At 72.2% G+C, this 25396-nt stretch carries 28 protein-coding genes; 12 read left to right on the top strand and 16 right to left on the bottom strand.

Annotated features, from left to right (window positions below; all coding sequences use genetic code 11):
* Positions 1-29: 29 nt before the first annotated feature.
* Entirely contained in the window at positions 30-212 is a 183-nt protein-coding gene (locus Aeryth_RS12585; RefSeq protein WP_158509209.1) for a hypothetical protein, read from the bottom strand.
* Between the two features lie 201 nt (positions 213-413).
* Here Aeryth_RS12585 and Aeryth_RS12590 point away from each other — a divergent pair, with 201 nt between their 5' ends.
* Both Aeryth_RS12590 and Aeryth_RS12595 read left to right on the top strand, forming a co-directional pair.
* The gene (locus Aeryth_RS12590; protein ID WP_067859252.1) at positions 414-1205 is read left to right on the top strand and encodes a purine-nucleoside phosphorylase; all 792 of its coding nucleotides are present in this window, start codon (positions 414-416) and stop codon (positions 1203-1205) included.
* A 34-nt stretch (positions 1206-1239) separates the two neighbouring features.
* Entirely contained in the window at positions 1240-2901 is a 1662-nt protein-coding gene (locus tag Aeryth_RS12595) for a phospho-sugar mutase (protein ID WP_067859255.1), read from the top strand.
* Between the two features lie 56 nt (positions 2902-2957).
* On the opposite strand, the gene Aeryth_RS12600 is transcribed toward Aeryth_RS12595, so the two are convergent.
* From Aeryth_RS12600 to mshB, 3 genes are all read right to left on the bottom strand, one after another.
* Complete coding sequence (locus Aeryth_RS12600) at positions 2958-5069, bottom strand: VanW family protein (protein ID WP_067859258.1); 2112 nt, start codon at positions 5067-5069, stop codon at positions 2958-2960.
* A gap of 160 nt (positions 5070-5229) precedes the next feature.
* Complete coding sequence (locus Aeryth_RS12605) at positions 5230-5583, bottom strand: hypothetical protein (RefSeq protein ID WP_067859261.1); 354 nt, start codon at positions 5581-5583, stop codon at positions 5230-5232.
* Positions 5580-6494, bottom strand: coding sequence for an N-acetyl-1-D-myo-inositol-2-amino-2-deoxy-alpha-D-glucopyranoside deacetylase (gene mshB / locus Aeryth_RS12610; protein WP_067859264.1), 915 nt, complete (start codon positions 6492-6494; stop codon positions 5580-5582). The genes Aeryth_RS12605 and mshB overlap by 4 nt, the downstream gene beginning before the upstream one ends.
* A gap of 93 nt (positions 6495-6587) precedes the next feature.
* On the opposite strand from mshB, the gene Aeryth_RS12615 reads away from it, so the two are divergent.
* Complete coding sequence (locus Aeryth_RS12615; protein ID WP_067859267.1) at positions 6588-8702, top strand: prolyl oligopeptidase family serine peptidase; 2115 nt, start codon at positions 6588-6590, stop codon at positions 8700-8702.
* A gap of 73 nt (positions 8703-8775) precedes the next feature.
* Here Aeryth_RS12615 and Aeryth_RS12620 read toward each other — a convergent pair whose 3' ends face one another.
* Both Aeryth_RS12620 and Aeryth_RS12625 read right to left on the bottom strand, forming a co-directional pair.
* Positions 8776-9060, bottom strand: a complete 285-nt coding sequence (locus tag Aeryth_RS12620) for a hypothetical protein (protein WP_067859270.1) — start codon at positions 9058-9060, stop codon at positions 8776-8778.
* A gap of 24 nt (positions 9061-9084) precedes the next feature.
* Positions 9085-9519, bottom strand: coding sequence for a cupin domain-containing protein (locus Aeryth_RS12625; protein ID WP_067859273.1), 435 nt, complete (start codon positions 9517-9519; stop codon positions 9085-9087).
* A gap of 224 nt (positions 9520-9743) precedes the next feature.
* Between Aeryth_RS12625 and Aeryth_RS12630 the strand changes: the two genes are divergently transcribed.
* Together Aeryth_RS12630 and Aeryth_RS12635 are read left to right on the top strand one after the other, a co-directional pair.
* On the top strand, positions 9744-11348 hold the full coding sequence (locus tag Aeryth_RS12630; protein ID WP_067859277.1) for an ABC-F family ATP-binding cassette domain-containing protein: 1605 nt from the start codon (positions 9744-9746) through the stop codon (positions 11346-11348).
* Between the two features lie 10 nt (positions 11349-11358).
* Positions 11359-12105 (top strand): YqjF family protein, encoded by a 747-nt coding sequence (locus Aeryth_RS12635; RefSeq protein ID WP_236749736.1) that lies wholly within the window; start codon positions 11359-11361, stop codon positions 12103-12105.
* Here Aeryth_RS12635 and Aeryth_RS12640 read toward each other — a convergent pair.
* The gene (locus tag Aeryth_RS12640) at positions 12047-12937 is read right to left on the bottom strand and encodes a bile acid:sodium symporter family protein (protein WP_067859280.1); all 891 of its coding nucleotides are present in this window, start codon (positions 12935-12937) and stop codon (positions 12047-12049) included. The genes Aeryth_RS12635 and Aeryth_RS12640 overlap by 59 nt on opposite strands.
* Positions 12938-12999: 62 nt before the next feature.
* Positions 13000-13782, bottom strand: coding sequence for a phosphotransferase (locus Aeryth_RS12645; RefSeq protein WP_236749737.1), 783 nt, complete (start codon positions 13780-13782; stop codon positions 13000-13002).
* A gap of 27 nt (positions 13783-13809) precedes the next feature.
* On the opposite strand from Aeryth_RS12645, the gene Aeryth_RS12650 reads away from it, so the two are divergent.
* Both Aeryth_RS12650 and Aeryth_RS12655 read left to right on the top strand, forming a co-directional pair.
* Positions 13810-15048: a YibE/F family protein gene (locus tag Aeryth_RS12650; RefSeq protein WP_144433769.1), complete on the top strand. Its 1239-nt coding sequence runs from the start codon at positions 13810-13812 to the stop codon at positions 15046-15048.
* Positions 15049-15095: 47 nt separating this feature from the next.
* Positions 15096-15416, top strand: coding sequence for a hypothetical protein (locus Aeryth_RS12655; RefSeq protein WP_067859289.1), 321 nt, complete (start codon positions 15096-15098; stop codon positions 15414-15416).
* A 206-nt stretch (positions 15417-15622) separates the two neighbouring features.
* Here the strand turns inward: Aeryth_RS12655 and rnhA are convergent, their stop codons facing one another.
* Complete coding sequence (rnhA, locus tag Aeryth_RS12660) at positions 15623-16084, bottom strand: ribonuclease HI (protein ID WP_067861763.1); 462 nt, start codon at positions 16082-16084, stop codon at positions 15623-15625.
* Positions 16085-16141: 57 nt separating this feature from the next.
* Between rnhA and Aeryth_RS12665 the strand changes: the two genes are divergently transcribed.
* Positions 16142-16627: a DinB family protein gene (locus Aeryth_RS12665; protein WP_067859292.1), complete on the top strand. Its 486-nt coding sequence runs from the start codon at positions 16142-16144 to the stop codon at positions 16625-16627.
* Between the two features lie 66 nt (positions 16628-16693).
* Here the strand turns inward: Aeryth_RS12665 and Aeryth_RS17695 are convergent, their stop codons facing one another.
* From Aeryth_RS17695 to Aeryth_RS12695, 6 genes are all read right to left on the bottom strand, one after another.
* The gene (locus Aeryth_RS17695; RefSeq protein WP_144433770.1) at positions 16694-17860 is read right to left on the bottom strand and encodes a hypothetical protein; all 1167 of its coding nucleotides are present in this window, start codon (positions 17858-17860) and stop codon (positions 16694-16696) included.
* Between the two features lie 604 nt (positions 17861-18464).
* Positions 18465-18803 (bottom strand): glyoxalase superfamily protein, encoded by a 339-nt coding sequence (locus tag Aeryth_RS12675; RefSeq protein WP_067859298.1) that lies wholly within the window; start codon positions 18801-18803, stop codon positions 18465-18467.
* A 23-nt stretch (positions 18804-18826) separates the two neighbouring features.
* Positions 18827-19246: a type II toxin-antitoxin system VapC family toxin gene (locus tag Aeryth_RS12680; RefSeq protein WP_067859301.1), complete on the bottom strand. Its 420-nt coding sequence runs from the start codon at positions 19244-19246 to the stop codon at positions 18827-18829.
* On the bottom strand, positions 19243-19476 hold the full coding sequence (locus Aeryth_RS12685; RefSeq protein ID WP_067861765.1) for a FitA-like ribbon-helix-helix domain-containing protein: 234 nt from the start codon (positions 19474-19476) through the stop codon (positions 19243-19245). The genes Aeryth_RS12680 and Aeryth_RS12685 overlap by 4 nt, the downstream gene beginning before the upstream one ends.
* Before the next feature lie 107 nt (positions 19477-19583).
* Positions 19584-20672, bottom strand: a complete 1089-nt coding sequence (gene ychF / locus Aeryth_RS12690) for a redox-regulated ATPase YchF (RefSeq protein ID WP_067859303.1) — start codon at positions 20670-20672, stop codon at positions 19584-19586.
* A gap of 11 nt (positions 20673-20683) precedes the next feature.
* Positions 20684-21253 (bottom strand): GNAT family N-acetyltransferase, encoded by a 570-nt coding sequence (locus Aeryth_RS12695; RefSeq protein ID WP_083516436.1) that lies wholly within the window; start codon positions 21251-21253, stop codon positions 20684-20686.
* Between the two features lie 54 nt (positions 21254-21307).
* Here Aeryth_RS12695 and Aeryth_RS12700 point away from each other — a divergent pair, with 54 nt between their 5' ends.
* The 3 genes from Aeryth_RS12700 to Aeryth_RS12710 are packed head-to-tail and all read left to right on the top strand — an operon-like array spanning position 21308 to position 22982.
* Positions 21308-21640, top strand: a complete 333-nt coding sequence (locus Aeryth_RS12700) for an antibiotic biosynthesis monooxygenase family protein (RefSeq protein ID WP_067859307.1) — start codon at positions 21308-21310, stop codon at positions 21638-21640.
* A gap of 60 nt (positions 21641-21700) precedes the next feature.
* Positions 21701-22150: a DUF6542 domain-containing protein gene (locus tag Aeryth_RS12705; protein WP_067859310.1), complete on the top strand. Its 450-nt coding sequence runs from the start codon at positions 21701-21703 to the stop codon at positions 22148-22150.
* A 1-nt stretch (position 22151) separates the two neighbouring features.
* Positions 22152-22982: a class I SAM-dependent methyltransferase gene (locus Aeryth_RS12710; protein ID WP_067859313.1), complete on the top strand. Its 831-nt coding sequence runs from the start codon at positions 22152-22154 to the stop codon at positions 22980-22982.
* Here Aeryth_RS12710 and Aeryth_RS12715 read toward each other — a convergent pair.
* Positions 22972-23412 carry a YdeI/OmpD-associated family protein gene (locus Aeryth_RS12715; protein ID WP_067859317.1) on the bottom strand — a complete coding sequence of 147 codons (441 nt, stop codon included), beginning with the start codon at positions 23410-23412 and terminating at the stop codon, positions 22972-22974. The two genes, Aeryth_RS12710 and Aeryth_RS12715, sit on opposite strands and share 11 nt — an antisense overlap.
* 135 nt (positions 23413-23547) lie before the next feature.
* On the opposite strand from Aeryth_RS12715, the gene ggt reads away from it, so the two are divergent.
* Positions 23548-25377 (top strand): gamma-glutamyltransferase, encoded by a 1830-nt coding sequence (ggt, locus tag Aeryth_RS12720; protein WP_067859319.1) that lies wholly within the window; start codon positions 23548-23550, stop codon positions 25375-25377.
* The last annotated feature ends 19 nt before the right edge of the window (positions 25378-25396 follow it).

The raw sequence follows: 25396 nt of genomic DNA on the forward strand, positions 1-25396 counted from the left end.
ACCCGTCCCCCGACAGGTCGGACGTCGTGTCAGCCGGCGTCAGGCACCAGTCCCGCGACCAGCGGCTGGATGCCGGCGGTGTCGTCGAGCGGCTGGATGCCCTCGCCCAGGGGCTGGATGCCCTGGCCGAGCGGCTGGATTCCCTGGACGGTCGCGTCCGCGGCGGCCGGAGCCATCGCGAACAGGGCGGCGGCACCGGCTGAGGCGATCATGGAGCGCGTGCGGTTCGTCGACACCGTGGTTCCTTCCGTCGTCCTGGTAGCAGGAGACTACACCGAACTAGTCCTTTGGGACTAGACCCTCGTAGTCATCATTTTCTCGTGGCGCGGACGTCGCTCGCGCCTGGAACGCCGGGCGTCCGGTGCGCGGCCGGCTGCGGATGCCCCGACCGCGACGTCTCGTAGGGTGGGACGGTGACCACCGCAGACCTCGCCCGCGCCGCCGCGGATGCCCTGTCCGAACGCACCGGAGGGGCGGCCCACGACGTCGCCCTCGTCATGGGCTCGGGCTGGCTGCCCGCCGCCGACGCGCTCGGCACCCCCGACCACGAGATCGCGCTCGCGGACCTGCCCGGATTCAGCGCCCCCGCGGTCGCGGGCCATGGCGGCACCGTCCGCTCGGTGCAGGTGGGCGAGCGTCGCGCCCTGGTGTTCCTGGGCCGCACCCACTTCTACGAGGGCAAGGGCGTGGCCGCCGTCGTGCACGGCGTGCGCACCGCAGCGGCCGCGGGCGTGCGCACGGTCGTGCTCACCAACGGTTGCGGCGGGCTCGACCCGCGCTGGGCCCCGGGTACCCCCGTGCTGATCAGCGACCACATCAACCTGACGGCCACCTCCCCCATCGAGGGCGCGAACTTCGTCGACCTGACCGACCTGTACTCGAGCCGCCTGCGCGCCCTCTGCCGCGAGGTCGACCCGTCGCTCGACGAGGGGGTCTACGTGCAGTTCCCTGGACCGCACTACGAGACGCCGGCCGAGATCGGGATGGTCCGCGCGATCGGGGGAACCCTGGTGGGCATGTCGACCACGCTCGAGGCCATCGCGGCCCGTGAGGCCGGCCTCGAGGTGCTCGGCCTGTCGTTGGTGACCAACCTCGCCGCGGGCATCTCCGGCGAACCCCTGAACCACGAGGAGGTGCTCGAGGCCGGGAAGGCGGCCGCGAGCCGCATGGGCGCCCTGCTCGCCGACGTCATCCCCCGCATCTGAGCCTGACCGGCCACCCACGCCCCGAGGAGCACCCATGTCCGTCGTCGACCTCGCACTCGACTGGATCAGCCAGGACCCCGACCCGCAGACCCGAGCCGAGCTGCAGGCCCTCGTCGACGCCGACGACACCGCGGCGCTCGAGGACCGCTTCGGCAGCCGTCTGCAGTTCGGCACCGCCGGGCTGCGCGGCGCCCTCGGCGGCGGTCCGAACCGGATGAACCGCGTCATCGTCGCCAAGGCCGCCGCAGGTCTCGCCGCGTACCTGCGCCGTGAGGTCGACGGGGAGCCGTCGGTGGTCGTGGGGTACGACGCGCGGCACAACTCCGACGTGTTCGCCCGCGACACCGCCGAGATCATGCAGGCGGCGGGCGTGCGCGCCTACCTGCTGCCCGTGCACCTGCCGACGCCGGTGCTCGCCCACGCCATCCTGCACCTCGGCTGCTCGGCCGGCGTCATGGTGACGGCGTCGCACAACCCCCCGCAGGACAACGGCTACAAGGTCTACCTTGGCGACTCCAGCCAGATCGTGCCGCCGGCCGACACCGACATCTCCGCGCTCATCGACGAGGTCGGCCGGGTCGACGAGCTGCCCCGCAGCGACGACTACACCGTCTGCGGCCCCGACGTGGCCGAGGCCTACGTGCAGGCCGTCGTCGACCTCGCGCACGACGGCCCACGCGACGTCGTCGCCGTGTACACGCCGATGCACGGCGTCGGACGCGACACCCTCGTCGAGGTCGTGCGACGCACCGGGTTCCCCGCCTTGCACGTCGTGCCCGAGCAGGGCGACCCCGATCCCGACTTCCCCACCGTCGCGTTCCCGAACCCCGAGGAGCCGGGCGCGATGGACCTCGCGCTCAAGCTCGCGGCGGAGGTCGGGGCCGACGTCATCGTCGCCAACGACCCCGACGCCGACCGCTGCGCCGTGGGGGTCAGGGACGGTGAGGCGTTCCGGATGCTCACGGGCGACCAGACGGGAGTGCTCTTGGCCGAGCTGCTGCTGCGCCGCGGCGTGGACGGCACGTACGGCTCGTCGATCGTCTCCTCCGACATGCTCGGCCGCCAGGCCGAGGCGCACGACCGACGCTGGCAGCAGACCCTCACCGGCTTCAAGTGGCTCGGCAAGATCGGCGACCTCGCGTTCGGCTACGAGGAGGCGCTGGGCTACAGCGTGGCCCCGCACGTCGCGCGCGACAAGGACGGCGTGTCCGCGATCCTCGCGGTGCTCGAGCTGGCGGCGGAGCTGAAGGCCGAGGGGCGCACGCTCCTCGACCTGCTCGACGACCTCTACCGCGAGCACGGTCTGCACGCGACCGGCCAGCTGTCGGTGCGCGTCGACGACCTGTCGATCATCGCCGACGCCATGAGCACGCTGCGCACCACGCCGCCGCGACTGCTGGGCGGCCTGGAGGTGACGGCCGTCGACGACCTCGCCGACGGGTACGCGGGCCTCCCGCCCACCGACGGGATCCGCCTCGCCCTGGCTCTGCCGCCGGCGACGGAGGCCGCCCCGCACGGACCCGCGATCGACTCGGCGCGCATCATCTGCCGCCCGTCGGGCACTGAGCCCAAGCTCAAGTGCTACATCGAGGTCGTCGTGTCGGTGCAGGACTCCGTCGAGGTGTCGCGCGAGCAGGCCGACGCCACCCTGGAGGCGCTGCGCTCCGACCTCGCGACGGCCCTCGGCCTTGCCTGACCGAGCGGGCGGCGGCGCCTCTCGCTCGGGCGTCGCCGCGACCCGTCAGGCGGGTCTCAGTCGTCGTCCTTCTTCGGCTCCGGCTTCTTGCCGCAGATGATGCGGTCGGCCGCCTGGTAGACGGCGGTGTCGGTCTCGCGCTTCACGACGCGACCGTCCTTGCGCAGGGTGCGGTAGATGTCGATGTCGAAGCCGGGCAACGCACCCTGGGGTGCGCAGGAGGCCGAGTCGTCGTAGCGCGTCTGGCCGGTGCGGAAGTTGCGCCGCTCGGACTGGCCCGCCTCGACGTCGAACTCCTTCGTGCCCCAGATCTGCACCGTCGTGCGGCCGACGCCGCCGGGCGAGCTCGGCTGCACGAACGAGCGGATGAGCACGCCGCTCTTGAGGTTGTTGCGGAAACGCAGGTCGAGCGACCCGAAGTAGACGGTCGCCTCACGGCCCACCGGGTAGCGGTCGATGTAGAACGCGTGCGGGTGGTGCTCCACGTCGTCGAGCCCGGCGAAGAAGGCGGCGTTGTAGGTGGTGGTGACCACCTGCGACACACCACCGCCGAGCTCGTCGCGGAAGCGACCGCCGTTGATGACCGAGCCGCTGGTGAAGCCGTTCGCCGCCGTCCGCTCGCCCACGGTGTCGTTGAAGGAGAACGTCTCCCCCGGCTCGACGATGGTGCCGTCCAGCAGCTGCGCGGCTCGGCCCTGGTTGATGTTGCGGTACTCGGCGTGCGGGTACTCGGTGGTGAACTCGCTGACCTTCTCGGTGATGCGCAGGGCCTTGGCGTCCTCGGTCGTGAACTCCGGCTCGACGACCTTGGCCTCGACCGTGACGGCGCGCTCGGCTCCGCTGCGCGTGAGCACCGGCACGAGCTTCTCGGCCATCTCCTTCGGCTGCAGGCCGATGCCCTCCTTGCCCGGCACGACCACGGGGCGCTCGCCACGGATCTCCACCGTGGCGTCGACCGCCTTGCGCCCGATGCCGGTGGTGGCGTCGGTGAGGGGCTCGGCGAGCCGCTCCGGGTCGATGACCGGGGTCATCGCGCCGTCGACGGGCTCGACGCGCAGGGCCGGCGCGTAGGCGGTCACGGGCAGCTCGACCTTCTGCCGGCCGACCCGGATGGTCACCGGTGCCGCGACGGCCGGCCGGGCGATCGAGGAGACCGCCTCGCGCAGGCCTGCGACGTCGACGGCGGGCTCGACCGCGGCCGTCGGGACCTTGGCCGGCTCGTCCTGCACCAGGTACTCGTCCTGGATGAGCTGCGCCGTGTCGGCGGTGCGGATGGTGAGCCCGTCCTTGGGCTGGCGCGTCCGCGGCGTGGCGTTCGGGAAGGTGATGAGGGCCTCGGTGACGGGCACGTCGACGGCCTCGCCGATGCCCTGGACGGCCGACCGCAGCGCCTTCTCGTCGACGTCGAGCACGGGGGCGCGGTTGCGGCTGCCGACCACGAGCGCGACCATGTCGCGTGGGTCCCAGCTGCGCGCACCGCCTGCGGAGTCGACGGAGGCGTCGACGTCGAGCGCGAGACCGGCGTCGGACGGCGTGACCTCGAAGCGCTCGTCGCCGTGGACCAGGACGACCGGGTCGTCCTGCTTCGGGCCCAGCTCCTTCTCCAGCGTCGAGCGTGCGCCGGCGGGCGACATGCCGCCGACGTCGACGCCGCCGATGGTGGTGCCGGCGGCGAGCCGGCTGCCGGTGAGCAGGTAGCCACCGACGTAGAGACCGCCCAGCAGGACGACGACGGCGACGAGCGCCCAGCGTCCCCAGTGCCGCCCGGATCCCTCGTCGCCCGGGTAGCCGGCGTCGCCGTCGCCGGTCGGGGGCTCGTCGGACCAGCCGTCGGGGTCCACCGCGTGCGGCGGGGGTGCCGCCGCGAGCGATGCGTCGTCCTGCGTAGCGTCGTCGACGTCCTCGAAGGCCTCGGCCGGCGCTGACGACTCGGCGACCTCCGCCTCGTCCTCGGTCCACTCGCCCTCGGACCCCTCGTCCCCGGACCGCTCGCCCCCAGCCCGGGGGGCGTCGTGGTCGGCGAGCGACCAGCTCTGGGTCGGGGCGTCGTCGAGGTCGAGCTCGTCGGACTCGACCACCGGCTCGACATCGGCGTCGGAGACGGTCTCGTCGAGGTGTCCCTCGTCGGTACCCTCCACGTCGGGCGACTCCGGTCGCTCGTCGTTCATGCCTGGCTCCCTCGGGTGGTCGGCTCTGCGGCGACGATCGCGCGATCGTGCCCCGTGCGACCGGTAGTACAACAGAGGATCGACCCCTGCGTCACGCCCGTCGGCGCTGGTCGCATTCCTCCCATGATGACGGAGCGACCCCGGCGGCCCCGCACCGCGCTCACCTGGCGAGGCGAGGCGCGACCACGACCGCGGCTGCGCAGAGCCCCAGTCCGCCGATCGTGAAGGTCCACCCCAGGGTGTCCGAGGCCACCAGGTAGGAGCCCGTCGACTGCACCTGCTGGAGCAGCAGGACGAGGGTCCAGCCGAAGCCGAACCACGCCGCACCGACCCGCACCAGGCCGTCGCACGCGACGGCCGTGGCCAGCGTGGCCACGAGCGCGAGCACGAGCCCCCACGGGACGTCGAGGCCGCCCACGTCCACCGTCATGCGGTGCACGACGGCACCGAGCGCACCGACCCACGCGCCCAGCAGCAGCACGCCGGCGCGGGCGAGGACCGCCCGCACGCTCACACGCCCGTGCCGGCGAAGAGGTCGTCCTCGAACGACGTGCCGGGCACGGGTGCCGCGACACCCTTGACCAGGCGGTAGTGCTCGGTGCCCCACGCGCGGAACGCCACGTCGTTGGAGAGGGCGAAGAACGGCCCGTCGACCGAGATCTGCGTGGCGTGGGCACGCATGGCGTCGAGCTTCGCGTCGACCCACGGGCTGCCGTCGATCTCGGCGTCGAGGTCGTCGTCGTCGATGGCGAAGGGTGGCAGGTGGTCGGGGTCGAGCCCCTCCATGAACTGCAGGTCGCCGGCCTCGCGGATCTCCTTGATGCCCTCGCGCATCGCCCGGGCCGACATCGCCGTCCAGTAGACCTTGGCGACGTCCCACGCGTCGCCGAGGTCGTGGCGGTAGGAGCGGGCCGCGGCGAGCGCGACGGCGTAGTGCGCGACGCGGTGCGCCTGCACGTGGTCGGGGTGGCCGTAGTTGCCGAAGTCGTCGTAGGTCACCAGCACCTGGGGACGGACCTCGCGGATCACGGCGACCAGCTCGTTCGTCGCCTCGAGCAGGTCGGCGTGCCAGAAGGCGTTCTCGTGGATGTCGTCGGCGGCCGTGGCGTTGCCGTCGTCGCCCCACTTCATGCCGGAGTCGCGGAACCGGCCGTCGCCGCCGAGCCGCCGGAAGTCCGTGACGCCCAGCAGCCGCATCGCCTCGGTCAGCTCGGTGAGCCGGTGCTCGCCGAGCGCGTCGTCGCGGTCGGCGGCCAGGTGCTCGAGCTCGGGCACGAGGATCTCGCCCATCTCGCCCAGCGTGCAGGTGACCAGCGTGACGTGCGCGCCCTCGCTCACGTACTTCGCCATCGTGGCGCCGTTGTTGATGGTCTCGTCGTCGGGATGGGCGTGGACGAGCAGGAGACGACGGTCGGGCAGGGCCATGGGGCCAGCGTATCGGCGGGCCGGGCACCCGACGGTCGGGCGAGGCGAGCGGGTGATGCCGGCCCCCGACGGTCCGGATGATGGGATGGGCGCATGAGCGTCTCCTACCCTCGCCTCGCCGCCCGCACCGCCCGGTTCACCCTCGGCATCCCGCGCGACCTCACCGTCTCGCCGGACGGTTCGACCGTGTGGTTCGTGCGCACCGCCGACGGCGTCTCGCGCACCGGTGCGCTGTGGGCGCACGACGTCGCGACGGGCGAGGAGCGCGTGCTCGTCGACCCCGCGGCGCTGCTGGCCGACGGCGAGCAGCTGTCGGCGGCGGAGCGGGCCCGGCGGGAGCGCTCGCGCGAGCAGGGTGCGGGCGTCGTCGGGTACGCGACCGACACGGCGGGACGCTGGGCGTCGTTCGCGCTCTCGGGTCGCGCCTGGGCGGTCGAGCTGGCGTCCGGCGAGGTGCACGAGCTGCCGACTGTCGACGGCGTGATCGACCCGCGGGTCGACCCGACCGGTCGACGCGTGGCCTACGCGGCCGACGGAGCACTGCGCGTCGTCGACCTGCCGGGAGGCGCGTCGAGCACCGAGCCGGCCGACACGGCCCTGGCCACGCCGGACACCCCGACGCAGGTGTGGGGGCAGGCCGAGTTCATCGCCGCCGAGGAGATGGGCCGCTTCCGCGGGTTCTGGTGGGCGCCGGACGGCGAGTCGCTGCTCGTCGAGCGGTACGACGACGCCCCGGTCGCGACCTGGCACGTGGCCGACCCCGAGCACCCCGACCGCGCGCCGGTCGAGCAGCGCTACCCGGCCGCCGGCACCGCCAACAGCGACGTCACCCTCTGGCACGTCACGCTCGACGGTCAGCGCACGGAGGTCGGATGGGACCACGAGCGGTTCGAGTACCTGGCCTCGGTCACCTGGACCGAGCACGGCGCACCCGTGCTGCAGGTCCTCACCCGCGACCAGCGCACCGCGGGGGTGCTCGCGGTCGACATCGCCGACGGCTCGACGCGCACCCTCCGCACCCTCACCGACGAGGCGTGGGTCGAGGTGCTGAGCGCGCCGCGGTACGCGGCCGGTGGCCGGCTGGTCTCCGTCGAGGACGTGACAGGGGCGCCGGGGGAGGAGGCGCGCCAGGTCGTCGTCGACGGGACCCCGGTCGGCCCGCGGGGCTGGCAGGTGCGCGGCATCGTCAGCACCCACCCCGACGCCGTCGTCGTGACCGCGTCGCAGGAGCCCACCGAGGTGCAGGTCGTGCGCGTCGGCCTCGACGGCTCCGTCGAGCCGCTGACGTCGGGCCAGGCCGTGCACGGGGCCGCGGTCGGCGGTGGCACCACGGTGGTGAGCCGGTCGGCGCTCGACACGGTGGGCACGACGTTCACGGTGCACCGCGACGGCTCCGACGCCGTGTCGCAGCTGCGCGTCGTGGCCGAGCCCGCTCCCTTCGACCCCGCGGTGACGATGGTGTCGGTCGGCGCCCGGCAGCTGCGCGCCGCCGTCCTGTTCCCGCGCGACCACGTGCCGGGGTCGCGTCGCCTGCCCGTCCTCATGGACCCCTACGGCGGACCGCACGCCCAGCGCGTGCTCGCGTCGGCCCGTATGTTCCTCGAGGCCCAGTGGCTGGCCGACCAGGGCTTCTGCGTCGTCGTCGCCGACGGTCGCGGCACGCCCGGGCGCGGCAAGGCGTGGGAGCGCGAGGTGCTCGACTCCTTCGCCACGGTGACGCTCGACGACCAGGTCGACGCCCTCGCCGGCGTCGCCGAGCGCTGGCCCGACGACGTCGACACCTCGCGCGTGGGCATCACGGGCTGGTCGTACGGCGGCTACCTGTCGGCGCTCGCGGTGCTCGCCCGGCCCGACGTGTTCCACGCGGCCGTCGCCGGCGCGCCCGTGACCGAGTGGCGGCTCTACGACACCTGCTACACCGAGCGCTACCTGGGCCACCCCGACGAGCAGCCCGACGTCTACGACCGCAACTCGCTGATGCCCCTCGCCGAGCGGCTCGAGCGACCGCTCATGCTCATCCACGGGCTGGCCGACGACAACGTGGTCGCCGCGCACACCCTGCGGCTCTCCTCGGCGCTGCTCGCCGCAGGTCGGGCGCACACGGTGCTGCCGCTGTCGGGCGTCACCCACATGACCCCGCAGGAGGTCGTCGCGGAGAACCTCAAGCTGCTCCAGGTCGACTTCCTGCGCACCCACCTCGACGCCTGACGCGTCCTGCGGACCTGATGACGGTCCTCGCCGCGGTGATCGTCAGAAGGTCCACAGAACGCAAGGGCCGGTCCTACTGCTCGCGCTTGAGGCGCTTGGGAGCGGTGGGGAGGTCGGGGACCGCGGGCGGGGCGGTGTCGGCGCGACGCGGGTCGCCCGGGAGCCAGCCGCCGTACACGTCGACCATGTCGACCACGCGCTCGTCGAACGGCTCCACGACGACCGCCCAGGCGCGGTCCTCGGAGTCGTCCTCGCCCGCGAAGCCCTCGGCCCGGGCGGTCACCGTGTAGCCCTCGGCCTCGAGGGCCTTCACGAGCTCCGCGGCGTCGTCGCGCTCGTCGAACCAGATCTCGTCCATGGCCCCCGATCGTAGGACGTCGGGTCAGCCCTCGTGCAGGGCGAAGTCGTCGAAGTCGAAGCCGGGCGAGACCACGCAGCTCACCAGCGCCTCCTGCTCGCCCGGAAGCGTCCGCTGCCAGACGCCCGCCGGCACGAGCAGCTGCGACACCTGCGTGGCGCCGACCCCGACCACATGCCGCTCGACGGCCTCCGGCACGGCTCCGGAGCCGCCCAGCTCTAGGGCGACCTCGCCCGTGTGGGCCAGCCACAGCTCGTCCGACGCGACCCGGTGCCAGGCGGAGGAGTCGCCGGCCGGCAGGAGGAACCAGATCAGGGTCGCGGTGGGTCTCACGCGACCGTCGGGCAGCGTCACGTCGACCGGCGAGCGCCACGTCTGGCGGTACCACCCGCCCTCCGGGTGCGGCTCCAGCGCGAGGCGGGCGGCAGTGCTGGGGACGTCGGAGGCCTTGGCGGTCATGGCTGCACGGTAGTAGCCTGGAGGTCCCCTACCCGCGAGGTGATCCGCCACCGTGAAGCTCTGAGGTCCGAGCCCAGCGCACGTCCTTCGACGTCAGCGCGTCTCGTCGACCTCCTTCACGGCAGCACCCGGTCCCTGCGAGGACCTTCCGTCGTGACCTCCTGACGACGCGCGCCCGCGCGGCTCACGCAGCCCCGCCCGCCCGCGATCTCCCCGGAGGCCCCATGTCCGCGACCCTGTCCCTGCACCACCTCACCCACACCTGGCCCGACGGCACCACCGTGCTCGCCCACGTCGACCTCGACCTCGGACCCGGCGTCCACGGCCTCGTCGGCACGAACGGAAGCGGCAAGTCGACCCTGCTCCGGCTGTTCACCGGCGACCTGACGCCCACCGAGGGGGTCGTCGCGGTCGGCGGCACCGTCGAGCTGTTGCCGCAGGACCCCGTGCCCTCGGTACGCGGACTCAGCGTCGCGCACGTGCTCGACGTCGCCGACACCCTCACGGCCCTGCGAGCCGTCGAGGCCGGGAGCACCGACCCCCGCGACTTCGACGCCGTCGGCGACGACTGGGACGTCGAGGAGCGGGCGCGCGCCTGGCTCGACCGGCTCGGGCTCCCCCGGGTCGGGCTCGACCGCGACGCCGCGAGCCTCTCGGGCGGCGAGCTGGTGCTGCTGGCGCTGGCCGCTCGGCTCCTGCGCCGCCCGGACGTGCTCCTGCTCGACGAGCCGACGAACAATCTCGATCGTCGCGCCCGTGCACACCTGGCCGAGGCGCTGCACGGATTCGGTGGCGTGGCCCTCGTGGCGAGCCACGACCGCGAGCTCCTCGAGCACGTCGACAGCATCGTGGAGGTGCACGCCGGCACCGTCCGTACGGTCACCGGCGGGTTCTCCGTCTACGAGGAGGTGCTCGACGCCGAGCAGGACGCGGCCGGACGCGCCGTGCGCGATGCCCGCGCCGACGTCAGGCGTCAGCAGCGCGAGCTCGTGGAGGCTCGCACGAAGCTCGACCGCCGGTCCCGCACTGCCGCAAAGGCCGAGGCGGAGAAGCGGGTGCCGAAGATCGTCGCGCACGGTCGACGGATGCAGGCGCAGGTCTCGGCGGGACGCCTCCGCGGCGCGCACGAGGACCACGTCGAGCAGGCCAGGGCGCGACTCGACGCCGCCCAGGAGCGGGTCCGGGACGACCGCGAGGTGCGACTCGAGCTGCCCGCCACCGCGGTCCCCCGGAGTCGCGACGTGGTGGTCGCGGACGGCCTCGTGCTGCCGCGCGTCGGCACGGCGCTCGACCTGCATCTCCGAGGTCCGGAGCGGGTGGCCCTCGTGGGCCCGAACGGCAGCGGCAAGTCGACGCTGCTGCAGGTGCTGCTCGGCGAGCTCGCCCCGAAGGCCGGCAGCGTCCGCGTCGGCGTGCCCGTGGGGCACCTCGCGCAGCGCCCGGCGCTCCCCGACGAGCAGGCCAGCGTGGTCGACAACGTCCGCCGAGCAGCGCCCGACGTCCCGCCCCAGACGGCCCGCGCCCAACTCGCTCGGCTGCTGTTCCGTGGACGCGACGCCGACCGTGTCGTCGCCACGCTGTCCGGTGGCGAACGCCTGCGGGCCGCCCTGGCGTGCGTGCTGCTGGCGGAGCCCGCGCCGCAGCTCCTGCTGCTCGACGAGCCCACCAACGACCTCGACCTGGTCAGCGTCGGGCACCTGGTCGACGCGCTGCGCGGCTACGAGGGCGCCCTGCTGGTGGTGAGCCACGACGAGCGGTTCCTCGACGACCTCGGCCTCGACCGTCGCGTGGAGCTTCCCTCACCCGGCGAGGTGGTCCCGCTGGCCTGACACTGGACCCGTGGACCCCGACGGACCTGCCCTGCACGGACCCCGGCTCATGCGACAGACGTGGGCGGACATCGCCTTCGTCCACTGGGCCGTCGACCCCGACGTCGTCGCGCCGTTCATGCCGGCAGGGGTCCGGCCCGACGTGCTCGACGGTCGGTCGTACGTGGGCCTGATCCCGTTCCGGATGCAGCACGCGGGCTTCGGGCGCGGGCCGGCGGTCCCGTGGCTGGGCACGTTCCACGAGACGAACGTGCGTCTGTACTCGGTGGACGACACCGGACGTCACGGCGTCGTGTTCCTGTCGCTGGAGTCGGCCCGGCTCGTCGTGTCGGCACTCGCCCGGCTCGTCTTCGGCACGCCGTACACCTGGGCGCGGATGCGGGTCGAGGAGCACGACGGTGTGCACCGCTACACGACGTCGCGACGCTGGCCCGGACCACGGGGCGCGGGCGGTCGGATCGAGGTGCGGCCCGGCGAACGCCTGGAGGAGCCGAGCGAGCTCGAGCACTTCGTCACGGCTCGCTTCGGGCTGCACACCCGGGTGCTCGGACGCACGTGGTGGGTGCCGAACACGCACACCGCCTGGCCGCTGCACCGCGCCGAGCTGACCTCGCTCGACGACACGCTGCTGGAGGCCGCCGGCTTCCCCGGCCTGGCAGGCACGGCGCCGGCGTCGGTGCTGTGGTCGCCCGGCACGTTCACGACGTTCGGGCTCCCGCGCCGTGGCGTGCCGGCGCGGGCAGCAGCCGCCGGGTGAGCAGCACGCCCCACAGCGCCGCGAGCGGGAACATCAGCACGCCGTAGACCGCGCCGGGCACCGAGATCGCCGTCTCGCCGAGCACCTCGACCGCGACGTAGATGGCCAGCGTCGCGTTGTGCACGCCGATCTCGAACGAGCTGGCCACCGCCTGCGCCGGGCCGAGCCCGACGAGGCGGGGCACCGCGAACCCGACCACGAGGCTCACCACGCAGAACAGCGCGGCGGGGAGCCCGACCTGGCGCAGGTAGTCGCCCGCGTCGGAGCCGGTGCTCGCGAGGATCCCGAGGACGAGCACGAGCAGGATGACGGCCGACGCGGTGCGCACCGGACGGTCGGCACGGGCCGCGAGCTCCGGCCGTCGGCGCCGCACCAGCATGCCGAGCAGCACGGGCGCCAGGACGACCACGAAGACCTCGAACACCTTCCGGAACTGCAGCGAGACCTCGTCGTCGAGACCGTAGTGCGCGATCGCGAGGTTGGTGATCAGCGGGAGCGTGCCGATCGCGACGACGGAGTTGATCGCCGTCAGCGACACGTTGAGCGCGACGTCGCCCCGGAAGAGGTGGCTGTAGAGGTTCGCCGACGTCCCGCCGGGCGACGCCGCCAGCAGCAGCATGCCCACGGCGAGCAGGGGGTCGAGGTCGAAGGCGGTGACGAGGCCGAAGCAGAGCAGCGGCAGGAGGAGCAGCTGGCACGCCAGCGCGACCACCACCGCCTTCGCGTGGCGCCCGACCCGACGGAAGTCCTCGGGCGTGAGCGAGAGGCCGAGCCCCAGCATGATGATGCCGAGGGCGACGGGTAGGCCGACCGTGGAGAGTGCGGAGTCCATGCCTCACCCTAGAGTGATGCACGTCACTCTCCCACCCTCCGCGTCGCGTGCCGGGCGGACGGCTACGGCAGGGCGTCGAGGATGGCCGGGACGCGCTCCCGGAAGGCGGCGACGCGGTCGCGGGTGCGCTGCGGCTCGCCCACCTTCTGCAGGTTCGCGATGCCCGCGTCGCCGCGGGCGATGCCGGCCGCGATCCGCTCGCTCGCCGTCGTCATGCGCTCGACGACCGCGTCCAGCAACGTCATCGGACCCCACTCGCCGTAGGCCTCCACGACGAGGTCGAGACGGCGGGCGGTCTCCTCCACGCCGATGTCGCGGTAGAGCGGGACGCCCGTCCAGGCGAGGAACGCGAGGTCGTCGATGGCCCGCCCTGGCCCGGCCATGTCCCAGTCGATCATCGCCACGAAGTGGCCGCTCTGGACGATCCAGTTGTAGGCGCCGGGGTCGTGGTGGCAGACGACCTGGTCGGGCGCGAGCGTCACCGGCTCCTCCCCCGTCCCCCGCCAGCGCAACGGCTCCTCGGGCCGGAAGCCCTCGACGACGTCGTGGTACCCGCGCAGCCAGGTGACCGCCTCGACGAGCACGGTGTCGAGCACGACCTCGTCGTCGACCGGCACGCCGCGACCCTCGACGTAGCTCAGGACCTCTCGGCCCTGGTCGTCGAGACCCTCGACCCTCGGCACGCCGCCGAGGCCCTCGTCGGCGAGGAAGGCGAGCAGGCGGTGCACGGCCGGCGTCCACGGACCCGTCGGCCTGCGGACCGTCCGGCCGATGCGCAGCGCGCCCCCGACCGCGCCCGGGAGGTGCTCGACGTCGGGGCCGTCGGCGTCTGGTGCGTCGTCCACGTGGGTCATCGTGGCACGCTATCCCCCGTGGCTCACGGACACGCACACTCCCACGACGACCTCGACGTCGGACCGCCCCGTCAGGGCCTCGCCGCGACGCTCGCCGTCGTGGTCGGCGCCATCTCGGTGGCCGCGATCGTCGCGATGGTCGTGCTCTGGCCGTCGTCGTCGCAGGTGCCCAAGGCACCCAACCCCCTCAGCGGCGAGGGCGTGACCCTGCTCGACGGCACCGTCACCGCGGTCAAGCCGTTCGACTGCGGGTCCGGCGGCGTGGGGCCGGACAACCAGCCCACCGTCGACGGCGACTGCGCCAAGGTGACCGCCGAGACCGACGACGGCGACGCCACGTTCACCCTCGACTCCGCGCGCTACCAGGCCGGGATCGACACGGGCGACGAGATCGAGGTGCTGCGCATCGCACCCCAGGGCCAGCCGGCGACGTTCGAGTTCTACGACTTCCAGCGCACCTTCCCGCTGCAGGCGCTGGCGATCGCGTTCGCGGTCCTCGTGGTGGCCGTCGCGCGGTGGCGCGGCCTCTTCGCGCTCGTCGGCATCGGCGTCACGCTGGTCGCGCTGATGCAGTTCATCCTGCCCGCCCTGCTCGCGGGGAAGTCGGCCCTCCCGGTGGCCATCGTCGGCTCGACGGTGATCATGACGGTCGTGCTCTACCTGGCCCATGGCGTGAGCATCCGCACGACCAGCGCGCTCTTCGGCACCTACTTCGGCATCATCGGCACCGCGCTGATGGGGGCGCTCGCGACCGACTGGGCCAGCCTCACGGGCATCGGCTCCGAGGACGACCGCACGCTCGTGGCCACCGTGCCGACCCTCTCCATGTCCGGCGTCGTGGCCGCGACCATGGTGATCGCCGGGCTCGGCGTCCTGAACGACGTGACCGTCACCCAGGCGAGCGCGGTGTGGGAGATGCGGGCCCTGCAGCCCACCGCCCGCGCCCGGGAGCTGTTCATGTCGGCCATGCGGATCGGCCGCGACCACATCGCCTCGAGCGTCTACACGCTCGTCTTCGCCTACGCCGGCTCGGCCATGACGGTGCTGCTGCTCATCTCCGCCTACTCGCGACCCCTCGGGGAGATGGCGACCACCGAGGAGCTCGGCCAGGAGATCGTCCGCACCCTCGTCGGCGCGATCGGGCTTGTCCTCGCCGTCCCGGTGACCACGGCCATCGCCGTCGCCCTGGCCCCGCCTGCGGAGGACGAGCCGCTGACCCCGGCCCGACCCGCCGGCCGACGTCGCGCGACGTCGTGACCGTCGGCACGCCTGCCGCGGTCGCCGGCCCCGCGTAGGCTCGCGCCATGGAGTGGGTCGGCGTCGTGCTGTTCGGGGTGGGCGTGCTGGTCGCGCTCGTCGTGGGGCTGTGGCTGTTCCAGCGCTCCCTCGACCAGCCCGGCGGTCGCGACGGTCTCGGCACCATGGGCAACGGCATGGGCGTCATGGACAACTTCTTCAGCCCGTCGCGCGCCGACGCCGCCGAGGAGCTCGAACGTCAGAAGCGTGCTGCCCACGTGATGCCCTCCCCCGACGAGGACGACGAGCTGCGGCACGGCCAGGTGCGGCGCAACCCCGACGGATCCCCTCGCTCGATCCGGCTCACCCGGCCGCCCGAGGACGACTGAGGCCCTCGACGCAGGGCTCGTCGCGTGGGGTGCTCCACCCGTCGCGAGGCGCTCGAGAGGCGCACGTCACGAAACCGGCCTACCGTCGAGTCATGACCACCGCCCGCACGATCGTCGCCAGCACGCTCGGTTTCTACGTGTTCGTCGGTGCGCAGGCGTTGGACGCGCTGCGCGCCAACGGCCGTCGTCGCTGACGCAGCCCCTCCTCAGACGCGCATGGCCTCGCGCAGGCCGCGCGTCGCGAGCTGGTCGGCCAGCTCGTTGTCGGGGACGCCCGAGTGCCCCTTGACCCAGAACCACTCCAGCTCGTGCCGCTCGCAGGCCTGCTTGAGCCGCTTCCAGAGGTCGACGTTCTTGACCGGCTGCTTCGTCGAGGTGCGCCACCCGTTGCGCTCCCAGCCCGTCATCCACGACGTGATGCCGCCGCGCACGTAGGCGCTGTCGGTGAACAGGTGCACCGTGGAGGGTCGGTTGAGCGTCTCCAGCGCCATGATCGGTGCCATCAGCTCCATGCGGTTGTTGGTCGTGCTCTCGCGCTCGCCACCGCACATCTCCCGGACGTGCGAGCCGTAGCGCAGCACGGCACCCCAGCCTCCCGGGCCCGGGTTCGGCTTGCAGCCGCCGTCGGTGTGGATGAGGACGGGGACGGTGGAGGGTGCGGTCGTCATGGCGTCGACCATCCTCGCACCTGGTCGTCGAGCCCTCGCCGGTCGTACCGTGACGCCATGAGCCTGCACACCGCCGACGAACGTTCCGTGCTCGAGGGGCTGCTCGACGTGCAGCGGGCGGAGATCGCGCTGCTGCTCGACGAGGTCGACGACACCGAGGCGCGCACCCGGCTGGTGCCGTCGGCGACCACGGTGCTCGGGCTCGTCAAGCACGCGGTGTTCGTCGAGCGCGTCTGGTTCCACTCCCGGGTGGCGGGCGTCCCGCGCGAGCGTCTCGGCCTCCCCGCCGCACCGGCCGACAGCTTCGTGCTCACCAACGACGACACCATCGCATCGGTCCGCGCCGACTTCGACGAGGCGTGCGACATCTCCCGCGCCGTCGCCGCCGCCCACGACCTCGACGAGACCTGGCCGTGGCACGACGGACCCGTCTCGCTGCGCTACGTCTACGCCCACATGATCGCCGAGCTCGCTCGCCACGCCGGGCACGGCGACATCCTCGTCGAGCAGCTGCTCGCGCGGCGGAGGCAGGGCGTCAAATGATGCCGGACCGATGTCGATTCGAGATGGCCTTCACTTGGGGAAATTCGAAAGCAGGCGCGGTGCAAACTACTCTGCGTAAGCTTGGTCGTCCTCTATGAGTGCCGGCGAGATGATCCGCTTGCCACCGCTCTGCTCATAGGCCGATCGCTGTTGGTAGTACTCAGGATCCTCTCGATGCAGCCAAGAGGCATAGTCGGACCGCTCGATGGCCACTATGCGCCGATGGGGAACGCACACCGCGAACCAGCGCTCATCTTTCTCCACACTGAAGGAGGCGCGCAACTGAAAATCGTCCTCTGGGCAAGGCGTCAGAGCATAGCTAGCCTCGCGACCAACCACTGCGCCTGCATGCAACGACACCTGCTGGGATCCAACTACGTCGAGTGTCGCAGCGTCCAACTCAATAAACTGGAAGCAACGAAGACAGGTACGCAGAAACTCTCTTCGTCCTGAAGCACGCTGGAAGGAGCCAGCAATGACGGTTCCGCAACTAGGGCACGTGAAAGATTGCTTCCGGGGCTCAGCGACCGTCTTCGAAGGATCGCCTTCGTGGACCTCTTTTCTGGCCGCAGGCATTTGACCCTCGACTGTCCCGTCGCAAGTCATGCCGGATTCGGCCTCAGAGACCGAGCGGGACGACGGCGCTTCGCCATGGACACGGCCGGCGTAAACACTCATGTCGCTACGTCGGTGGACATTGAAAGTGGCACGACAGTGACTGCAGGTTGTCTTGCTTGTCCAGCCCGCTCGGAGGGCAAGCAGCGATGCCACGCGGGTGGAGCACCGCGGGCAGCGGGTGTTGACGGGCTCGGGTGTTGGTGTGCGGCCGCGTAGGTCCAGTGAGACCATAGCTTCCACGGTTCCAGACGTGCGCTCGAAGAGGCCGGCTCTCATAGAGTCGAGCTCCTGCTTCTTCTCGACCAACCCGTCGCCGACCGAGCCACTGAGGCGGGTAACCGCGTCGAACTGGGTTAGCAGTGCTTCCGCGCTCATGATGATTGCTTCTTGGTAAGTCTCTTCGTGTACGTATGCCCCTGACCTTCTGGAGGCTGTGGCGTGCTGCAGGGTCGAGTACACATGCGCGATGCTGATAGCCGCACTCGTCAGGTAGCCGTTGTAGCTGGCCTCGATTTCGCGCGCCGTAGAGGATCTGGTCAACGCGTAGGACGCGTAGATGCCTCCAACCGCCGTCAGCAGCACGCCCAGCGTAGTCGTGACCGCACGAGCGATCACCTGTGCCTCCGGCAGAACAAGCGCTAGAAGCGTGCAAGTACCACCGGCAAGCACCAAGGCCGCGGTCACGAGCCAGAAGACGACCGAGTCAGATACGGATCGAGATGACTCACTCGCATCGGGCGAGTCCCTTTGCTTAACTGCTGGCATGACCGGTACAGTAGTCCGGTCGCCTCCAAGGCGGCTAGAAGCTTGCGTCCTACGGGCGTTGCTATTCTCAAACAACCGCCACAACTCGTTGTGGCGGTTGTTGTCGTCTCGACTGCCGCGCGTCGATAAGCAGCCCGGTCTACGCCTCCAACAGACAGAACGACTGCGTCGCTGCGGCTTTGGAGCAATGGCGCGAGGATAGAGTGATCAGTTGCCAACGTCAGCCAGGCCGGCGAAGCAGCGATCCATGGCTTCGCCAGCCCGGAACGGACACAAGACCTTCACGTGTGACGATCCGACCCTCCTCGCTGCCCTGCTGCGACGGCGTCCTCTCCCGAGGAGCTGATGCAGCGTTGAGTCAGAGGCCACGCTTGCTCGAGAGGGAAACAGCCGCGAACGCAGCATCGTTCGGACCGGCGCGCACAGGCGCAGAACCTTGCGTCCGTCACCGGGTTCAGGTCGCCGTCGCCACCCGGACCCGGTTGCCGTCGGGGTCGGTGACCTCGCACTCCCGCGCCCAGGGAACCTGCTCGACGTCGGCGCCCAGGTCGGCGGCGATCCGGTCGACGTCGGGCACCCACAGGTAGACCAGCGCCGGCCCGGGCGCGTCACCCGCGTGCTCGGACAGGTACACCCGGCACCCGTCGCGCGCGACGCCGACGAACCGCGGCAGGCCGGGCTCGAAGACGTGGCGGAACTCCTCGGCGAAACCGAGCCGCATCCACCAGGGCAGTGACGCGTCGACGTCGAGGACGCGCAGGATCGGGACGGCCTGGACCGGTGGGCGGCTCATGGGACGAGCGTCGCACCGCTGAGTCAGGCAGTCCAGGGGTCGAGGAGCCGGATTCCGGTGCCGTCGAAGTCGGCGACGTTCCGCGTCGCGCAGGTGGCGCTCGCGACGCGGCAGATCGCGGCGATCTGCGCATCCGCCGTGTGGATGGGGCGACCGTCGCGCTCGCGCGTCGCCAGCACCTCCGCGTACTCGCCGGCAGCGGCGTCGTCGAACGGCAGGATCGCCCGCGTCTCGCGGTACGGCTCGACCGCGGCGTCGATCGCGACCGAGAGGCTCGTGCGGCGCCGACCGGCCGGCAGCCTGCGCACGCCTGCCAGCAGCTCGGCGAGGGTGACCGCCGTGATGGCGACGTCGTCGGTCAGCGACTCCAGCCACGCGAGCACGCGCTCGTCGGGCTGACGCCGCAGGGCCTCGGAGACGACGTTGGTGTCGAGGACGATCACTCGAGGTCCGCCGCGCGGGCCTCGTCGGTGCGACCCGGCAGCTCGACGTCGTCGAACCCGCCCGCCTCCTGCCCCGCCCGCAGCAGGGCGAGCCCGATGTGGGGGCGACGTGTGCCTCGCGTGAGGATGTCGCGGGCCTCCGCCTCCATCGACCTGCCGTTCTCCCGCGCCTGCTCGGCGAGACGCTTCTTGACGGACTCCTCCAGCCCGCGGACCACGATCGAGGTCACCGCGACCACCTACCCTTCGCTGCTATCAACGATGATAGCAGCGAGACGCGACCTGCCATCCGTCGACGCGAGCCGGCCAGCCGTGCTCGACCTCGACCATCCGTGGCTCACACGTTGAAGCGGAACTCCACCACGTCGCCGTCGGCCATCACGTAGTCCTTGCCCTCCATCCGGACCTTGCCGGCTGCCTTGGCGTCGTTCATCGACCCGGCGGCGACGAGGTCGTCGAAGGAGACGATCTCGGCCTTGATGAAGCCCTTCTGGAAGTCGGTGTGGATGACGCCGGCGGCCTCGGGGGCGGTCGCGCCCTGCTTGATCGTCCAGGCGCGCGCCTCCTTCGGGCCCGCCGTCAGGTAGGTCTGCAGGCCGAGGGTCGCGAAGCCGACGCGGGCCAGCGCGTCGAGGCCCGGCTCCTCCACGCCCATCTCGGCGAGCATCTCCGCACGCATCGCCTCGGCCTCCTCGTCGTCGCCGAGCTCGACCAGCTCGGCCTCGCTCTTCGCGTCGAGGAACACGGCCTCGGCGGGGGCGACGAGGTCGCGCATCTTCTGCTTGAGGGCCTCGTCGGCCAGCTCGTCGGCGTCGCAGTTGAACACGAACAGGAACCGCTTCGCGGTCAGCAGGTGCAGGTCACGCAGCAGCGCGAGGTCGAGACCCGCGTTCAGCACGCCCGTGCCCGACTCCAGCGCGGTCTGGGCCTTGCGGGCCTCCTCCAGCTGCGCGACGAGCTCCTTGTCCTTGCGCGACTCCTTCTCCAGGCGCGGCACCGCCTTCTCGACGGTCTGCAGGTCGGCGAGGATCAGCTCGGTCGAGATGGTCTCGATGTCGCTGCCCGGGTCGACCTTGCCGTCGACGTGCGTGACGTCCTCGTCGCGGAACACGCGGGTGACCTGGCAGATCGCGTCGGACTCGCGGATGTGCGACAGGAACGCGTTGCCCATGCCCTCGCCCTCCGACGCACCGCGCACGATGCCGGCGATGTCGACGAACTGGACCGTCGCGGGCAGGATCTTGGCCGACCCGAAGATCTCCGCGAGCTTGTCGAGCCGGGAGTCGGGGACGCCGACCACGCCGACGTTCGGCTCGATCGTCGCGAACGGGTAGTTCGCCGCGAGGACGTCGTTCTTGGTCAGGGCGTTGAAGAGGGTCGACTTGCCCGCGTTGGGGAGTCCGACGATGCCGATGCTGAGTGCCACGAGGCACCAGCCTACTGGTGCGGGGCGGGGGTCCCGACCGCCGGGAGAGGCAGGGCGAAGGCACGCAGCGTGCGGTCGTACCAGTCGTCGCGCAGTCCGAGGTCGCTCATGCCGAGCCGGCGGCAGACCGCCTGCGAGGGTGCGTTGTCCGGATGCGTCACCGCGACCACGCGGGGCAGCCCGGCCGACGCGGCACGCTCCAGGAGCGCCGACGCCGCCTCGGTCGCGTAGCCCCTGCCCCAGGCGCGCGGGTGCAGGTGCCAGCCGACCTCCCAGTCGCCCGCACCGTGGCCGCGCTCCCGGCCTGCCGAGGCGGGGATCGGCACGAGCATCACCATGCCCACCGGGGGCAGCGCCTCGTCGGGACAGACCGCGAGGATCCCGGCCGCCGGGTGCGAGCCGGCTCGTTCCGGCATGCGCGCGATCCGCGCCTCTGCCTCCGCGACGTCGCGCATGGGCTCGCCGGTGCCGCTCCACCGAGCCACCTCCGGCAGCGAGAACCAGCCGAACAGCGCACCGGCGTCGTCCGGCTCGAACGGCCGCAGCAGCAACCGCTCCGTCTCGACGCGGTCGGGAAGCATGCGCCGAGCCTATCCGCGCCCTGCGGGCGTGGACGCCGGTGCGACGATGGGCCCATGACCGTCATCAAGATCAACGCGATCACCGTCCCCGCCGAGAACGGCGACGAGCTGGCGCACCGGTTCGCCGCCCGCGCCGGTGCCGTGGACGGGTCGGAGGGCTTCGAGGGCTTCGAGCTGCTGAAGCCGACCGACGACCGCGAGCAGTGGCTCGTCGTCACCCGCTGGCGCGACGAGGAGTCGTTCCAGGCCTGGCTGCAGTCCCCGGCGTTCGCGCACGGGCACCGGTCGGAGTCCGAGCGTGCCGGCGGCGAGGAGCCCCAGCCGGTCGCCTCGCACAGCGAGCTCTGGAGCTACACCGTCGCGGGCGGCTCGCCCGGACACGCCTGACGCCCGCCGTTCCAGCGCGTTGCCACGGTTCTGTCGGCGTCATGGCCTAGCGTCGGGTCCATGGCCGCCACCGTGGCAACCACACGCGTCGGGCTGGCCCCCAACGACGTCGGGGCCCGCCGGACGATCCTGCTCGCGTTCGTGGCGCTGCTGCTCGTCACGCTGCTCGACGTCAGCACCGACGGTCGGCTCGGTGCGGTGTTCTCGGTGGGCTTCGTGCTCACCGCGGTCACCGTGCCGCTCGCGATCGACGTCCGCTCGCTGCTGCCCGCAGGCGTGCTGCCACCGATCCTGCTGGTCGTGTGCGTGGGGCTCGCGGCCGCGCTGTCGCCCGACGCGGTCGAGGTCGCGGGGCTGCCGGAGGGCACCGGCTGGTTCGGTCGCACGCTCACCGGCACGATCGACCGGGGCGTCACGCTCCTCGTGGGCCACGGGCTCGCGCTGCTGACCATCGTCGCGCGCATCCTCCTCGACCCGCACCACCCCCGCCGCACCCGCCGGATGCGTTGACGTGGAGGAGTACCAGCGGCTCAACCGAGCCATGTGGGACAGCCGCGCCGCGCGACACGCCGCCTCGACGTCCTACGACCTCGACCGGTACCGCCGCGACCCGCACGCCATCAGCGACGTCGTCCGCTTCGACCAGCCGCGGCTCGGCGACATCACCGGGCTCGACGTCGTCCACCTGCAGTGCCACATCGGCACCGACACCCTCAGCCTGCACCGGCTCGGCGGACGCGTCACCGGCCTCGACCTCTCCCCCGCCTCCCTCGACGAGGCCCGACGCCTCGCGGCCGACGTCGGTGCCGAGATCACCTACGTCGAGTCCGACGTGCACGCCGCGCCCGACGTCCTGGGACGCGGCGCCTTCGACGTCGTCTACACCGGTATCGGCGCCGTGTGCTGGCTCCCGAGCATCGACCGCTGGGCGGCCACCGTCGCGGCGCTGCTGCGCCCGGGTGGACGCCTGGTCTTCCGCGACTGCCACCCGATGCTCGGCACGCTCGAGGTCGTCGACGGGCGGATCGAGATGGTCTACCCGTACGCCGAGCACGTGCGGCCGTTGGTCTTCACCGACACCGCGTCCTACGTCGACCCCGACGACCACTCGCTGCCGGGGCTGCCGTCGCACGAGTGGTCGCACGGCCTCGCCGAGATCCTCACCGCGCTGCTCGCCCACGGGATGACGCTGGAGACCGTCCTCGAGCACGACTCCGTGCCCTGGGTGCCGCTGCCCGGGTTCATGTCGCCGCACCCCGACCTCCCGGGCGAGCACCGGCTCACCGACCGACCGGAGCGGCTCGCGGCCAGCTTCACGATCGTCGCGATGCTCAGCCGCTGAGGGCGTCGAGCACCTTCTGCACGCGGCGCGCGCGGGTGTCGTCACCCTTCGCGTCGGCCACGCTGCGAGCGTGCTCCTTGCGTCGCGACGGGGCCAGGGCGTCGAAAGCGGCCCGCAGACCGGCAGCGTCGAGCGCCTCGGCCAGGGCCGCAGGCACCTCGACCTCGCGCGGCGCGTCGTCGGGGCGCAGCACGACGTCGACCTCCTGCCCCACCTCCACACCGAGCTCGGCGCGCGCCGCCTTGCTGAGGCCCACGAGGTTCTCGCCACCCATGCGGGCGAGCCGCAGGCGCGCGGTCGAGGCGCCGATCGTCACGACCACGGGGAAGGCCTTCGCGTCACCGAGCACGGCGACCTGCTCGTCGGACAGGACGATCGCGGCGGCGGGCCCACGCGGCTCCAGCGTGGTCGTCAGGTGCAGCTCGTTCATGATCTCCTCCTGGGGTCGGGCCCAGCGTAGGACCGATGCGGGACCGTGGGGACCAGTTGCCCGTGTCCGACCTACTGCCTACCGTGGGGCGGACCGGGCCCGCACCGGGCCGTCCTCGGGGGAAGAGGCCGCACCATGACCGCACGACTGACCGTCCGCGCCGTGACCGGGCTCGCCGCAGGAGCTCTCGCGGCCAGCGCGCTCGTCGCCACCACGACACCCGCCGACGCCGGGCCGCGGCCGTCGCGACCACCTGTGGCGTCGCCGACCGCCTACGGGTCCGGCGGTGCCGTGGCCTCCGTCGACGCGGAGGCCTCGAAGGTGGGTCTGGAGGTGCTGCGTCGCGGTGGCAACGCGGCCGACGCCGCGGTCGCCACCGCGTCCGCGCTCGGTGTGACGGAGCCGTACAGCGCGGGCATCGGGGGCGGCGGCTACTTCGTCTACTACGACGCCAAGCGCAAGAAGGTCAGCACCATCGACGGTCGCGAGACCGCGCCCGCCGGCATCACGCGCGACGCATTCATCGACCCCTCCACCGGCAAGCCGTACCGGTTCACGCCCGAGCTCGTCTCCTCCGGCGTAGCCGTCGGCGTGCCAGGCACCCCCGCCACCTGGGAGGCCGCCCTACGCGACCACGGTCGCTGGTCGTTGCGCCAGGCGCTCGCCCCGTCCATCAAGCTCGCCGAGCGGGGGTTCATGGTCGACCGGACGTTCCGCAGCCAGACGCTCGACAACAAGGACCGGTTCGCGGCCTTCCCCGACACCGCCCGGCTGTTCCTGCCCGGCGGCGACGCGCCCCAGGTCGGCAGCACCTTCCGCAACCCCGAGCTGGCCCGCACGCTGTCGCTGATCGCGGCGAAGGGGCCGCGCGCCTTCTACACCGGGTCCGTCGCCCGCGACGTCGCGCGCACGGTCCAGGCGCCGCCGAAGGACCCCGCGTCCGACCTGCCGGCACCTCCCGGCTCCCTGACCGAGCGTGACCTCGCGACGTACCGGGTCGACCGCCAGGCGCCGACCCACGCGCGGTACCGCGGTCTCGACGTGTACGGCATGGCCCCGTCGTCGTCGGGCGGCATCGCCGTCGGCGAGGCGCTGAACATCCTCGAGGGCTACCGCCTGGGCGGCGGCGCCCGCCTCGGCTCGTCGCTGCACCTGTTCCTCGAGGCGTCGGCGCGGGCGTTCGCCGACCGCGCGGCGTACGTGGGCGACGTCCCCGACGTCCCCGTCCGCACCCTGCTCAGCCAGCGCTTCGCCGACTCGCGGGCCTGCTCCATCGACCCCACGCAGGCGTCGCAGCGGCCGGTGGCGGCGGGAGCGCTCGACGGCGACCCCTGCACCACCCGGGCCGCCGAGGAGAAGCCGGACACCGAGAACATCTCCACCACCCACCTCTCGGTCGTCGACCGCTGGGGCAACGCCGCGTCCTACACGTTGACCATCGAGCAGACCGGCGGCTCGGCGATCACGGTGCCGGGGCGCGGGTTCCTGCTCAACAACGAGCTCACCGACTTCACGGCCGTGTACGACCCGAAGGACCCGAACCGGATCGAGCCCGGCAAGCGGCCGCGCTCGTCGATGTCGCCGACGATCGTGCTCGACCGCGGCCGGGTGAAGTACGTGGTCGGCTCACCGGGCGGTGCCACCATCATCACGACGGTGCTGCAGGTGCTGCTCAACCGCATCGACCTCGGCATGACGTTGCCGCAGGCGGTCGCCGCGCCACGCGCGTCGCAGCGCAACGCGGCCGTCACGCCCGCCGAGCCGGCCTTCATCGAGCAGTACGGCGGGCTGCTCGCCCCCTTCGGCCAGCAGCTGACGCCGTCGGGCGACGCGTTCACGTCGCAGGCGGAGATCGGCGCGGTGGCTGCGATCGAGCAGGACCGCCGCGGCCGCCTCACCGCCGTCGCCGAGCCGCAGCGTCGCGGTGGCGGCACCGCGCTGGTGGTGCGACCCGACCGCCGCTAGCCCCGTTTCGGAACCTCAT

Origin of the sequence: Aeromicrobium erythreum (assembly GCF_001509405.1) — a bacterium.
GTDB lineage: Bacteria > Actinomycetota > Actinomycetes > Propionibacteriales > Nocardioidaceae > Aeromicrobium > Aeromicrobium erythreum.